Annotated in this window: 10 protein-coding genes and 1 tRNA gene; 3 read left to right on the top strand and 8 right to left on the bottom strand. The window is 64.3% G+C overall.

The window, feature by feature from the left end:
- Positions 1 to 3 precede the first annotated feature (3 nt).
- On the top strand, positions 4 to 570 hold the full coding sequence (locus tag ASE11_RS19755; protein WP_056275554.1) for a TMEM165/GDT1 family protein: 567 nt from the start codon (positions 4 to 6) through the stop codon (positions 568 to 570).
- Positions 571 to 754: 184 nt separating this feature from the next.
- Positions 755 to 1732: a PEP-CTERM sorting domain-containing protein gene (locus ASE11_RS26330; RefSeq protein ID WP_056275551.1), complete on the top strand. Its 978-nt coding sequence runs from the start codon at positions 755 to 757 to the stop codon at positions 1730 to 1732.
- Positions 1733 to 1841: 109 nt separating this feature from the next.
- Here the strand turns inward: ASE11_RS26330 and ASE11_RS19745 are convergent.
- Together ASE11_RS19745 and ASE11_RS19740 are read right to left on the bottom strand one after the other, a co-directional pair.
- Positions 1842 to 1915: transfer RNA gene (locus ASE11_RS19745), tRNA-Gly, on the bottom strand.
- A 13-nt stretch (positions 1916 to 1928) separates the two neighbouring features.
- Positions 1929 to 3419 carry an NAD-dependent succinate-semialdehyde dehydrogenase gene (locus ASE11_RS19740; protein WP_056275548.1) on the bottom strand — a complete coding sequence of 497 codons (1491 nt, stop codon included), beginning with the start codon at positions 3417 to 3419 and terminating at the stop codon, positions 1929 to 1931.
- A 228-nt stretch (positions 3420 to 3647) separates the two neighbouring features.
- On the opposite strand from ASE11_RS19740, the gene alaS reads away from it, so the two are divergent.
- Positions 3648 to 6269 (top strand): alanine--tRNA ligase, encoded by a 2622-nt coding sequence (alaS, locus tag ASE11_RS19735; protein WP_056276403.1) that lies wholly within the window; start codon positions 3648 to 3650, stop codon positions 6267 to 6269.
- A 153-nt stretch (positions 6270 to 6422) separates the two neighbouring features.
- Here alaS and ASE11_RS19730 read toward each other — a convergent pair whose 3' ends face one another.
- The 6 genes from ASE11_RS19730 to ASE11_RS19705 form a co-directional block, all read right to left on the bottom strand.
- Entirely contained in the window at positions 6423 to 7637 is a 1215-nt protein-coding gene (locus tag ASE11_RS19730) for a CaiB/BaiF CoA transferase family protein (protein WP_268766319.1), read from the bottom strand.
- Entirely contained in the window at positions 7634 to 8416 is a 783-nt protein-coding gene (locus ASE11_RS19725) for an enoyl-CoA hydratase/isomerase family protein (protein ID WP_056275541.1), read from the bottom strand. Before ASE11_RS19725 ends, ASE11_RS19730 begins: the two co-directional genes overlap by 4 nt.
- Positions 8417 to 8418: 2 nt before the next feature.
- The gene (locus ASE11_RS19720) at positions 8419 to 9702 is read right to left on the bottom strand and encodes a TRAP transporter large permease (protein ID WP_056275537.1); all 1284 of its coding nucleotides are present in this window, start codon (positions 9700 to 9702) and stop codon (positions 8419 to 8421) included.
- Entirely contained in the window at positions 9699 to 10235 is a 537-nt protein-coding gene (locus ASE11_RS19715; protein ID WP_056275535.1) for a TRAP transporter small permease, read from the bottom strand. Before ASE11_RS19715 ends, ASE11_RS19720 begins: the two co-directional genes overlap by 4 nt.
- 84 nt (positions 10236 to 10319) lie before the next feature.
- On the bottom strand, positions 10320 to 11345 hold the full coding sequence (locus ASE11_RS19710) for a TRAP transporter substrate-binding protein (protein WP_082585917.1): 1026 nt from the start codon (positions 11343 to 11345) through the stop codon (positions 10320 to 10322).
- 81 nt (positions 11346 to 11426) lie between these two features.
- The gene (locus ASE11_RS19705) at positions 11427 to 12653 is read right to left on the bottom strand and encodes a pyridoxal-phosphate-dependent aminotransferase family protein (RefSeq protein ID WP_056275532.1); all 1227 of its coding nucleotides are present in this window, start codon (positions 12651 to 12653) and stop codon (positions 11427 to 11429) included.
- Positions 12654 to 12738 lie beyond the last annotated feature (85 nt).

Here is a 12738-nt window from a genome sequence, read left to right as displayed (position 1 = left end):
GTCTTGGAAGCTTTCCTCATATCCACCGGCATCGTCGCCCTCGCTGAAATGGGCGACAAGACGCAATTGCTCGCCCTTGTGCTGGCCGCGCGCTTCAGGCGTCCATGGCCCATCGTCTGGGGCATCCTGGTGGCCACCTTGCTCAACCATGCCATTGCCGGCGCTGCCGGTGCCTGGATCATGGCTGCCGCGGGTCCGAATGTGATGCGCTGGGTGCTTGGCGTTTCGTTCATCGCCATGGCGCTGTGGATGCTGATCCCCGACAAGCTCGACGACGAGAACGCCTTGCCCAAACGGCAGATGGGCGTTTTTCTCGTGACCGTGTGGGCCTTTTTCCTGGCCGAGATGGGCGACAAGACGCAGATCGCCACCGTGGCGCTGGGCGCGCAGTACGACCCCCTCATCGCGGTGGTACTCGGGACCACCTTCGGCATGATGCTGGCCAATGCGCCGGTGGTGTTCTTTGGCGATGCGATCACGCGCAAGGTCCCCATCGCGCTGGTGCACCGGGTGGCCGCGGGCATTTTTGCGGTACTGGGCGTGCTTGCGCTGTTGGGCGTGGGGTCCTGACCACCCGTCGACATTCAGTCCGTGCGTGTCGGAATTTTTTCCACAGGAAGGCCGCCGCGGCACCGCCAAGCGGCGAACCCTTTGACTTTCATGGGGTTTTTCCTTGGGCTCGAAGATTGCTTATGTGACTCAAAGATGTCAGGGGGGATTGTCTGCCGTCGACCATCCTTGTATGAGGCACACCATGAACAACAAACTGATCAAACTCTTGCGCACCGCCTCCGTGGTTTCCGCGTTCGTCGCATCGTCGAGCGTTCAAGCTCTGACGCTGCCCTCCGTCACCAGTTGTGGATACGGAGCCGGGTTCGAAAACCTCCTCTGCTATGAACCCTCTGCGGGCGTGAAGATCTATGTCGCGAGTTCTCACGACGACTTCATTTCGTATTCTGTGAATTCCCTGCAGCAACTCGCCAACAATTTCGGCTACGCGGGTCTGAGCGACTGGAGCACGCTGCCCTCGTTCGGCTCGGGCCAGATCGTCAAGCTGTTCTCGTTCAACAATTCGAACAACGGGGGGTTTCCCGCCGCTACCGGGGGGACTGGGGACAATCAGGATCCCTCGCTTGACGGGGATCAGACCCCCAAAAATGACAACCAGTACCTGGGTGAGTGGCCATATCTCGTGAATGTGACCGTGGCGGACCTCCAGGCATTTTTGGGAGGCAGTCTGTTCACGCCTGTTTTCAGCTTCGACCTCAACAACACGTCCAAAACAGACTTGAACCTCAATGGCCTGTTGGAAGTCAGGCGCGATGGGCTCACGATCGAGACCCTGGCGTTCGACAACGTGGTCAACAGCGAATACGACGCTGCTTCGTTGGTGACTGCGCAGGCCGAGGTGGTGGTCGAGTGGTTCGATGCCAGCAACACCAGTGCCGGTTGCGTGGCAGGCTTTTGCTCGATGACGGTGGACAACAATGTGGGAAGCGGCAAGCCCGATTTCTTTGCGTATGCACCGTCCTTCGATCTGACAAACTACCTGCCATCCGACGTTCTGTACTTCAAGCTGTACATGTTGGGCCTGGACGCTGGCGGTGAAGAGCTGGCCCTGACCAACGCGCTCAATGTTCCTGGCGAAGTGCCCGAACCCGGTGTTCTTGCTTTGATTGGCGTGGCGCTGGCTGGTCTTGGTGCTGCCCGCCGTCTCAGAAAGCTTGCTTGAAGCGAGGCTTGTTGGTTGACTGATTCAGGCTTGATCTGAACCCGAACCCCTCCCAGCGTGTGCTGCGAGGGGTTTGTTCTTTGGGGACTGTGGCTTTGGCCACTCAATCTGGAGCGGGTGAAGGGAATCGAACCCTCGTATGAAGCTTGGGAAGCTGCCGTTCTGCCATTGAACTACACCCGCAGGGCGCTCAAGTTTACTTGAGGATGTCGCCCACGCAGAGGTACTTGATCTCCACGTAGTCGTCCATGCCGTGGTGCGAGCCTTCGCGGCCCAGGCCCGACTGCTTCACGCCGCCAAAGGGCACGTGTTCGGTGGCCAGGATGCCCACGTTGATGCCGACCATGCCGTACTCCAGCGCTTCGCTCACGCGGAAGATGCGGCCCACGTCGCGGCTGTAGAAGTAGCTGGCCAGACCGAACTCGGTGTTGTTGGCCGCGGCTATGGCTTCCTGCTCGGTGTGGAACTTGAACACCGGGGCGAACGGGCCGAAGGTTTCTTCCCTGGCGCAGAGCATGTCGGCAGTGGCGTCTGCCACCACGGTGGGCTCGAAGAACTGGCCGCTGCCGATGTTCGTCAAGCGCTTGCCGCCGGTCATGACGCGGGCTCCCTTGGCCACCGCATCGTCCACATGCCGCTGCACCTTCACCAGAGCAGCTTCTTCGATGAGCGGGCCCTGACTCACACCTTCGTCGAATCCGTTGCCGACTTTCGTCGTCTTCACCTTGGCGGCGAACTTGTCCACGAAGCTGTCGTAGACGCCGGCCTGCACGTAGATGCGGTTGGAGCACACGCAGGTCTGGCCGGCGTTGCGGTACTTGCTGGCAAACGCGCCTTCCACCGCGCTGTCGATGTCGGCGTCGTCGAACACGATGAAAGGCGCGTTGCCGCCGAGCTCGAGCGACATCTTCTTGACCGTGGGCGCGCACTGCGCCATGAGGATTCGGCCCACCTCGGTGGAACCGGTGAAGCTGATGTGGCGCACCACGTCGCTTTCGCACAGCACCTTGCCCACGGCGATGCTGTTGTCGGCGTCGGCACAGAGCATGTTGAGCACACCGGCCGGGATGCCGGCGCGGATGGCCAGCTCGGCCGCGGCCAGTGCGGTCAGCGGCGTGAGCTCAGCGGGTTTGATGATCACCGGGCAGCCGGCGGCGAGAGCCGGTGCCACTTTGCGCGTGATCATGGCCAGCGGGAAGTTCCACGGCGTGATGGCCGCGCACACGCCGATGGGCTGCTTGAGCACGATCAGGCGGCGGTTGTTGTCGAACTGGGGCAGGGTCTCCCCGTTGACGCGCTTGGCTTCTTCGGCAAACCACTCCACGAAGCTCGCGCCGTAGGCGATCTCGCCCTTGGCCTCGGCAAACGGCTTGCCTTGTTCGGCGGTGAGGATGCGTCCCAGGTCTTCCTGGTTCGCCATCAGCAGGTCGAACCACTTGCGCAGGATGATGCTGCGCTCCTTGGCGGTCTTGGCTTTCCAGGCGGGCCAGGCGGCGTTGGCTGCGGCGATGGCCGCTTCGGCGTCTTTCGGGCCGAGGTTGGCCACGTCGGCGAGCTTGTGGCCGGTGGCGGGGTCCAGCACGTCGAAGCGGCCAGCTCCTGGGACCCACTGGCCGTTGACCAGGCCGTCGGTCTTGAGCAGGGTGGGGTCCTTGAGCAGGGCCAGGGGGGATGTCTTCATGTCCATGGGGAGTCTCCGTTGTTCGGTGCGCGCCAGGGTGGCAAGGCAGCGGGAAAGCATAGTCCTTCGGGGGGTGGCGTGCAGTACCGCTGGCGACCTTGACCCCTGGTCCACCGGGGACTGCGAGCAGGCCAAAACCCGCTTTGAAGCGACCGGCCCGCCATGTTGGAAAATACGGGGTTTCGCGCGCCCGCGCGGCAGCCGCATCCTTTGACCGAAAACCACAAGGCCACCATGACCCGCCCCGCCTCAGTTGCCGACATTCGCAAGAGCTTCCTGGACTTCTTCGCCTCCAAGGGCCACACCGTGGTCGCGTCCAGCTCGCTGGTGCCGGGCAACGACCCCACGCTCATGTTCACCAACTCGGGCATGGTCCAGTTCAAGGACGTGTTCCTCGGTACCGACAAGCGCCCCTATGTGCGCGCGGCCTCGGTGCAGGCTTGCCTGCGCGCCGGCGGCAAGCACAACGACCTTGAAAACGTGGGCTACACCGCTCGCCACCACACCTTCTTCGAGATGCTGGGCAACTGGTCGTTTGGTGACTACTTCAAGCGCGAATCGCTCAAATGGGCTTGGGAGCTGCTGACCGAGGTCTACAAGCTGCCCAAGGATCGCCTGCTGGCCACGGTGTACGAAGAGGATGACGAGGCCTACGACATCTGGACCAAGGAAATCGGCCTGCCGCCCGAGCGCGTGATCCGCATCGGCGACAACAAGGGCGGGCGCTACAAGAGCGACAACTTCTGGATGATGGCCGACACCGGCCCGTGCGGCCCCTGCAGCGAGATCTTCTACGACCACGGCGACCACATCGCCGGCGGCCCTCCAGGCAGCCCCGATGAAGATGGTGACCGCTTCATCGAGATCTGGAACAACGTGTTCATGCAGTTCAACATGGCCGAAGACGGCTCGGTCACGCCGCTGCCCGCACCCTGCGTGGACACCGGCATGGGCCTGGAGCGCCTCGCCGCGATCTTGCAGCATGTGCACAGCAACTACGAGATCGACATCTTCGACGCGCTCATCAAGGCCGCCGGCCGCGAGACCGGCACCGCCGACCTGAGCAACCCTTCGCTCAAGGTGATCGCCGACCACATCCGCGCCACCTCGTTCCTCATCAGCGATGGCGTGATCCCGAGCAACGAGGGCCGCGGCTACGTGCAGCGCCGCATCGTGCGACGCGCCATTCGCCACGGCTACAAGCTGGGCCAGAAGACGCCGTTCTTCCACAAGATGGTGCCCGATCTGGTGCGCATGATGGGCGAGGCCTACCCCAACCTGGCCAACCAGGCGCAGCGCATCACCGATGTGCTGCGGGTGGAGGAAGAGCGTTTTTACGAGACGCTGGCCAACGGCATGGAGATTCTCGACGCGGCCCTGGCCGACGGCGCGAAAGTGCTTCCCGGTGACGTGGCCTTCAAGCTGCACGACACGTACGGTTTCCCGCTCGATCTCTCGGCCGATGTGTGCCGCGAGCGCGGCCTGTCGGTCGACGAAGCGGGCTTTCACGCCGCGATGGACAAGCAGAAGGCCCAGGCCCGTGCGGCCGGCAAGTTCAAGATGGACAAGGCGCTCGACTACACCGGCGCTGGCAACACCTTCGTGGGTTACGAACAGCTCGATGCCACTGGCAAGATCGTGGCGCTGTACCTCGACGGCACGCCCGTGGCCACGCTCAAGGCCGGCCAGAGCGGTGTGGTGGTGCTCGACAGCACGCCCTTCTATGCCGAGAGCGGCGGCCAGGTGGGCGACGAGGGCGTGATCACCAGCGGCTCGGCGCGTTTCGACGTGGGTGACACACAGAAGATCAAGGCCGACGTGTTCGGCCACCACGGCACCGTGGTGCAGGGCACGATCAGCGTGGGCGACAGCGTGGCGGCCCAGGTGAACACGGCGGTGCGCGCCGCCACCGTGCGCAACCACAGCGCCACCCACCTGATGCACAAGGCCCTGCGCGAGGTGCTGGGCGAACACGTGCAGCAGAAGGGCTCGCTGGTGAATGCCGAGCGCACGCGCTTCGACTTCGCGCACAACGCGCCGGTGACGGACGCTCAGATCCGGAGAATCGAAGCGCTGGTGAACGAAGAAGTGCTGGCCAACGCCGCCACGCAGGCGCGCCTGATGGACATCGAGTCCGCGCAGAAGACCGGCGCCATGATGCTGTTTGGCGAGAAGTACGGCGAGACCGTGCGCGTGCTCGACATCGGCGGCAGCCGCGAACTCTGCGGCGGCACGCACGTGCAGCGCACCGGCGACATCGGCCTCTTCAAGGTGGTGGGCGAGGGTGGTGTGGCCGCCGGCGTGCGCCGCATCGAGGCCATCACCGGTGTCAACGCGCTGAACTACCTGCAGTCGCTCGAAGACACCGTGGCCCAGGCGGCTGGCGTGCTCAAGGCGCCCACCGCCGAGCTCACGAACCGCATCGGGCAGACGCTGGACCAGGTGAAGGCCCTGGAGAAGGAAGTGGCCGCGCTCAAGGGCAAGCTGGCCTCCAGCCAGGGCGACGATCTGATGCTGCAGGCGGTCGACGTCAAAGGCATCAAGGTGCTGGCCGCCGTGCTCAACGGCGCCGATGCGAAGACCCTGCGCGACACGCTGGACAAGCTCAAAGACAAGCTCAAGACCGCGGCCATCGTGCTGGCTGCCGTGGACGGCAACAAGGTGCAGCTGGCCGCAGGTGTCACCGCCGACAGCGTGGGCAAGGTCAAGGCCGGTGAACTCGTGAACTTCGTGGCCCAGCAGGTCGGTGGCAAGGGCGGCGGCAAGGCCGACATGGCCATGGCCGGCGGCACCGATGCCTCGGGTCTGGACGCCGCGCTGAAGTCGGTGCAGGCCTGGGTTGCTGAGCGGGCGTGAGCACCGAACCCGTTCGCTCCGGAGCGACCCACTTCCGTTCGCCCTGAGCCTGTCGAAGGGTTCACCAGCACCTGGGCGAGGGCTTCGACAGGCTCAGCCCGAACGGGGTTGGCTCAGCCCGAACGGGGTTGGCTCAGCCCGAACGGGGTTGGCTCAGCCCGAATTGGGCTCGATCACCACGCCCTCGGCCATGAGAGTGTCGATCTCGGCCTCCGATAAATCGAACTCGCGCAGCACCTCGCGTGTGTGCTGGCCCAGCAGCGGCGCGGGTGTGCTGCTGCGATCCGGTGAGGCCGAGAAGTGGAGGGGGCAACCCACTGCGCGCGTGAGTCCGGCTTGCGGGTGGTCGAGTTCCACCACCATGCCGCGCGCGATCGTCTGCGGGTGGCTCAGTGCCTCGCCGATGGTGTGCACCGGCCCGGCCGGCACACCCGCTGCATCAAACGCCGCCTGCCATTGGGCGCGCGTTCGCGTGCGCACCACCGCGTTCATCAGGCCCACCAGCACATCCAGGTGCGCCATGCGGTCGCTGTTGGTGGCAAAGCGCCCGTCGCTTCGCCACTCGGGGTGGCCCAGCACGTCGCAGATGCGTTCCCAGTTGGTCTGGTTGGCGCCGCCGATGTTGATCCAGCCGTCGCTGGCTTCAAACGCCTGGTAGGGCGCGGTGAGGATGTGGGCTGAGCCCGTGGGCTCGGGCGATCGTTGCGTGGCGAACCACACCGCCGCGTGCCAGTAGGTCTGCTGCAGCGCCGCGTCGCTCAGCGACGTGTCCACCACCTGGCCTTCACCGGTCTTGAGCTTGTGGATGTAGGCGGCGAGGATGCCGAGCGCGGCCAGGATGCCGGCGTTCATGTCCGACACCGCGTTGCCGCTCTTGGCCGGCGGGCGGCCCGCTTCGCCGGTGATGGACATCAGCCCTGCAAAGCCTTGTGCAATCAGGTCGAAGCCGCCCTTGTCGGCATAGGGACCGGTGCGCCCATAACCGGTGATGGCGCAGTAGATGAGGCCCGGGTTCTCGGCTTTCAGGGCCTCATACCCCAGACCCAGCTTGTCCATGGTGCCGCCGCGGAAGTTCTCCACCAGCACGTCGGCGTTCTTCACCATGCGCAGCAGCAAGTCACGTCCCTGGGAACTCTTGAGGTTGAGTGCAAGACCGCGCTTGTTGCGGTTCATCATCATGAAGGGCGCCGATACACCGCCGACCTGCGGGTCGCGGTAGCCGCGCGCGTCGTCGCCGCCGGGAATTTTCTCGATCTTGATCACGTCGGCACCCATGTCGGCCAGCAAGAGGCCACAGGTGGGGCCCGACATGATCTGGGTGACTTCGAGCACGCGCAGGCCCGCGAGCGGTCCGGTGGGTTTGTTCACTGGCCGCTCCACACAGGGGGTCGTTTGGCCATGAAAGCGGCCACGCCTTCGTGGAAGTCGTCGCTGCCGTAGGCGGCGCGGATCAGGTCTTCGGCGTCCGCGAGATCGTGCGTGGCCAAGCGCTCCAGCGCGGCCTTGCTCACGCGCTGGGTCACCGGGGCGAGTGCGCTCAGGCGCTGCGTGAGCGAGGCGGCCGCGTTGTCGATGGTCTCGGGCGCCTCCACGGCATGCAGGAAGCCGCAGGCCAGCGCCTCGTCGCCTTCGATGAACTCGGCCAGCATCAGCATGCGCTTGACGCGCTGGTGCCCAAAGGCTGCGCGCAGCCGCGCCACGTTGGCGATGGCCAGGCAGTTGCCCAGCGTCTTGGCAATCGGCACGCCGAACTTCGCGCTGGGTGTGGCCAGGCGGAAGTCGCACGCGGTGGCGATCGCCAGGCCGCCGCCCACGCACCAGCCCTCGACCACGGCCACGGTGGGCATGGGCAGCTGGCACAACAGTTCAATGCCGGCCTCGATCTGGCGTTCGTAGTTCACGCCGTCCTCGCCGGTCTTGAAAGTGGCGAACTGTTCGATGTCGGTGCCGGCCACAAAGGCCTGCCCACCGGCTCCGCGAAACACCGCCACCCGCACGCTGCGCTCGGTGCTCAGCTGGCGGTTGATGGCCGCGAGCTGTTCGTACATGCCCCAGGTCATCGCATTGCGCGCCTGAGGGCGGTCAAACACCACCGTCGCCACGCCGGCGTCGATGTGCAGGGTCACTTCACCGGTGTCCGCGCTCATGCTCAACGGTAAAAATATTCAACGAGGAACATCGGGATCGCGGGGATGTAGGTCACCATGAGCAACAACACCACGAGCAAACCGATGAAGGGCAGGTTCACCCGCGTGACCTTCCACATGTCTGCTTTGGCGATCGAGCACGCCGTCATCAGCACGCTGGCCACCGGTGGCGTCTGCTGGCCGATGCCCATGTTGAGCGTGACGATCAGGCCGAAGTGCACCGGATCGATGCCCACGGCGAGTACCAGGGGCATCACGATCGGCACGATCAGGATGATGGCGGCGGCCGAGTGCAGGAACAAGCCGGCGAACAGGAAGAAGACGTTGAGGATGGCCAGCACCGCGTACTTGTTGCTGGTCAGGGACGAGATCCACGCTGCGAGTTCCTGAGGAATCTGCTGCTCGGTAAGCAGGTGGCCGAGCAGGGCGGAAGCGGCCACCAGCAGCATCACCACCGCGGTCTGGATGCCGCCTTCGAGCATGGAGTCGTACAGATGCTTGAAGTTGAGTTCGCGGTAGATCACACCACCGATGAACAGCGCCGCGAGCACGGCGAGCGCTGCGCCTTCGGTGGCCGTGACCACACCACCGAAGATGCCGCCCAGGATGATCATTGGGAGCAGGAACGCCCAGGCCGCATCCTTGAAGGTGGAGCGGAACTTGGCCCAGCTGAACACCTCTTCCACGGGGTAGTTGTAGCGTTTGGCATACCAGTAGGCCAGCGCCATCATGCCGCCGCCACCCAGGATGCCTGGCACGATGCCGGCCACAAAGATCTGCACCACCGAGGCCTCGGCCATCACGGCGTACAGGATCATCGGGATCGAGGGCGGAATGATGATGGCCAGGGTGGCCGACGACGATGTGACCGCTGCCGCGAACTCCTTCGGGTAACCCTTCTTCTTCATCGCCGGGATCAGGATCGAGCCCATCGCAGCCACGTCGGCCACGGCCGAGCCGGAGATTTCGGCGAAGAACAGCGAGGTGCCGATGTTGACCATCGCCAGGCCACCCTTGACGAAGCCGAAGCAGGCCGAAGCAAAGGCAATCAGCCGGCGCGACAGGCTTGACGAATTCATGATGGCGCCGGCCAGGATGAACAGCGGGATCGACAGCAGCGGGAAGCTGGTGGCGCCGGTGAACATGGTGATCGCGGCACTCAGCAGCGAGTCCATGCCGCCATGGAAAACCATGGCGATCATGGCCACCACGCCCAGCGAGATACCGATGGGCACGTTGATCAGGATGAGGGCGATGAGACCCGTGAACATGAGAAAGGGAGTCATTGCTGCAACGCCTTCTGAAGTTCTTTTTCCATTTCCTGCTGCTCCGCATCGATCACACCGGCGCCGCGCGCCTGGGCAAGCAACTCGGGCAGGCTGAAGAGTTGTGCGAGGATGAACAGCACCGATCCCACGGGGATCACGGACTGGGTCAACTGGGTGGGTACCCAGGGCAGGCTCACCATGGTGTCGCCCTGCAGGATGTCGAGCACCTGGTAGCCATACCAGGCGAGCACGGCAAAGAAGCCGATCACCACCACCTCACCGAACAGCACCACCGGCACGCGCAAAGCCGGGGGCATGGCATTGACCAGGCCGGGGAAACCGATGTGCGAACGCTTGAGGGCGGCCAGCGCAGCGCCGTAGTAGGTGAGCCAGGCCAGGGCGATCGAGGCGACTTCGTCGTACCAGACCATGGCAATGCCGAGCTTGCGGTAGGTCACGCCCATGAGGACGATGACCGCCAGCGAGACCAGCAGGAAAATGACGAAAGCTGTCAGGGTGCGGTCGAACGCGGTTCGTAGTTTGAGGAACACGGTGGGAATCCTTGAGGAAGAGAGGGTGCACACAACGCGTCGGGCGCTGGCGTGTGCCAGTCCCGACGCGTGTGCAGGGCGGCCTTAGAAGGCGGCGCCGAGTGCGACGGCCTTGTTCACCAGGTCAGCGCCGCCGGGCACTTCCTTCCCGAACTCCTCATAAACCGTCTTGCTCGCGGCGATGAAGGCGTTTTTGTCGGCTTCGTTCACCTTGGTGCCAGCGGCCTTGATCTTGTCGACCAGCTCACCGTCGAGTTGGGCTGCGGTCTTGTAGACGAAGGGCTGCACGTCCTGCGCGGTCTTCTCCAGGATCTCGCGCACGTCTGCCGGCAGCGAATTGAACTTGCGCGCACCCGCCGTGAGGAACGCTGGCGTGTACACGTGGCCCGTCATCGACATGAACTTCTGCACTTCCTGGAACTTGGACGAGTAGATCTGCGTGAGCGGGTTCTCCTGCCCATCCATCACGCCGGTCTGCAATGCCACGAACACCTCGGACAGGGCCATGGGCGAGGGGTTCGCGCCATAGGCCTGGAACATCTTCACGCGCCACACGCCGGGCGGCACACGCAGGCGCATGCCCTTCAAGTCTTCGGGCTTGACGATGGGCTTGACGTTGCTGGTGATGTGGCGAAAGCCGTTCTCCCAGACGCCCAGAATCTTGAAGCCCTTTTCCTCGGCCATGGGCAGCATGGTCGGGCGCAGGATGTCCGATTCGATCTTCTTCATGTGATCGCGGTTCTTCACGAGATAGGGCATCTCGAACATGCCGAAGGCCGGCACATTGGACGACATGATGGTCGACGGAATCGACAGCTCCAGCGTGCCCAGGCGAAGCTTCTGCATCATCTCGGAATCACCGCCGAGCTGGCTGGAGCCGAACACCATGACCTTGCCTTTGCTGCCCAGGCGCTCGTTGGCCAGGCGCGCATATTCGTTGGCTGAACGCTCGAAGAGCGAGCCCGGGCCGCCCACGTGGCCGAGCTTGATCTCCACCTGCGCATGAGCCAGGTTGGCGCCGAGCAGGGCGGTGGCGCCCAGCAGTGCGGCCGCGGCCACCTTGCGCATCGGGCCGCTGAAGGTCGGGAACTTGAAGGTTTGTGTGGGCATGTCTGTCTCCTTGTCGTTGATGTCCGCTGAAAAGAGTGCGCCGTCCACGGACGAGAAGGTGCACGGAAACGGTGGGTGGTGTCAGGCCTTGAGCAAGCCGCCAGGATGGCTGCTGAAGTGGTCCATGAGTGCCTGCACGCCCGAGCCGGCGAGCTTCACGCCCGCGAGCTTGAGGCCCATCTCGCAGCCGGCCACGGCGGCGATCAGCGTGAGGTCGTTGGTGTCGCCCAGGTGGCCGATGCGGAACATGCGTCCCTTGATCTTGCCCAGGCCCGTGCCCAGCGAGCAATCGAAACGCTCGTAGATGATCTTGCGCACCGCATCAGCGTCCACGCCCTCGGGTGTCATCACGCCGGTGAGGATGGGCGAGTGCACACCGTTCTCGGCGCACTGGATGGGCAGGCCCCAGCTCTGCACCGCAGCGCGCACGCCGCTGGCCCAGCGCTGGTGGCGCGCGAACACCACGTCCAGGCCCTGGCCCAGGATCGTGTCGGCCGCTTCGCTCAGCCCATAGAGCAGGTTGGTGTTGGGGGTCGACGGCCAGTAGCCGGTCTTGTTCATCTCGATCATCTCGTCCCAGGCCCAGAAGGCCTTGGGCAGCCTGGCGGTCTTGCTGGCTTCGATCGCCTTGGGAGAAAGGGCATTGAAGCTGATGCCGGGCGGCAGCATCAGGCCTTTTTGTGACCCGCTGATCGAGACGTCCACGCCCCATTTGTCGTGGCAATACTCGGCGCTGGCCAGACCCGAGATGGTGTCCACCAGCAGCAGGGCAGGGTGTCTGGCCGCGTCGATGGCCTTGCGCACGGCCGCGATGTTGCTCGTCACGCCGGTGGAGGTTTCGTTGTGCACCACGCACACCGCTTTGATGCTGTGGCCGGTGTCGGCCTTCAGGCGCTCTTCGATCAGATCGGCCTGCACGCCGTGACGCCAGCTCGCGGGCACGCCGTTGTCGGTGCCGCTCAACGCCAGCACCTCGGCCTTGAGGCCCAGACGCGTGGCCAGCTTGTTCCACAGAAAGGCGAAGTGGCCGGTCTCGTACATCAGCACGTGGTCGCCCGGGCTCAGCGTGTTGGCCAGCGCGGCCTCCCAGGCGCCGGTGCCCGAGGCCGGGTAAATCATCACCGGGTGTTGGGTCTGGAAGATCTTCTGCATGTCCGCCAAGACCTTCAGGCCCAGCACGCCGAACTCGGGGCCGCGGTGGTCGATGGTGGGCAGGCTCATGGCGCGCAGCACGCGGTCGGGCACGGGCGAGGGGCCGGGAATCTGCAGGAAATGGCGGCCGGTGGGGTGGGAGTCGGTGATCAGCATGGCAAATGATGGGTGGATGACAGATCCATTTTTTGCATACAAAATCAATCTGTCAACCGGATCAGCCCTAAAATGCGGCAAACCA

The sequence above is a fragment of the Hydrogenophaga sp. Root209 genome (assembly GCF_001428625.1).
In the GTDB taxonomy this organism is placed as follows: domain Bacteria; phylum Pseudomonadota; class Gammaproteobacteria; order Burkholderiales; family Burkholderiaceae_C; genus Hydrogenophaga.
This window is presented reverse-complemented; position numbering and strand designations above follow the sequence as displayed.

Bases quoted from the DNA above. Each gene is read 5' to 3' on its own strand.
- ASE11_RS19710 (WP_082585917.1), bottom strand. From the start codon at position 11,345: ATGCCCACACAAACCTTCAAGTTCCCGACCTTCAGCGGCCCGATGCGC.
- ASE11_RS19705 (WP_056275532.1), bottom strand. From the start codon at position 12,653: ATGCTGATCACCGACTCCCACCCCACCGGCCGCCATTTCCTGCAGATT.
- ASE11_RS26330 (WP_056275551.1), top strand. From the start codon at position 755: ATGAACAACAAACTGATCAAACTCTTGCGCACCGCCTCCGTGGTTTCC.
- ASE11_RS19740 (WP_056275548.1), bottom strand. From the start codon at position 3,419: ATGGACATGAAGACATCCCCCCTGGCCCTGCTCAAGGACCCCACCCTG.
- ASE11_RS19725 (WP_056275541.1), bottom strand. From the start codon at position 8,416: ATGAGCGCGGACACCGGTGAAGTGACCCTGCACATCGACGCCGGCGTG.
- ASE11_RS19720 (WP_056275537.1), bottom strand. From the start codon at position 9,702: ATGACTCCCTTTCTCATGTTCACGGGTCTCATCGCCCTCATCCTGATC.
- alaS (WP_056276403.1), top strand. From the start codon at position 3,648: ATGACCCGCCCCGCCTCAGTTGCCGACATTCGCAAGAGCTTCCTGGAC.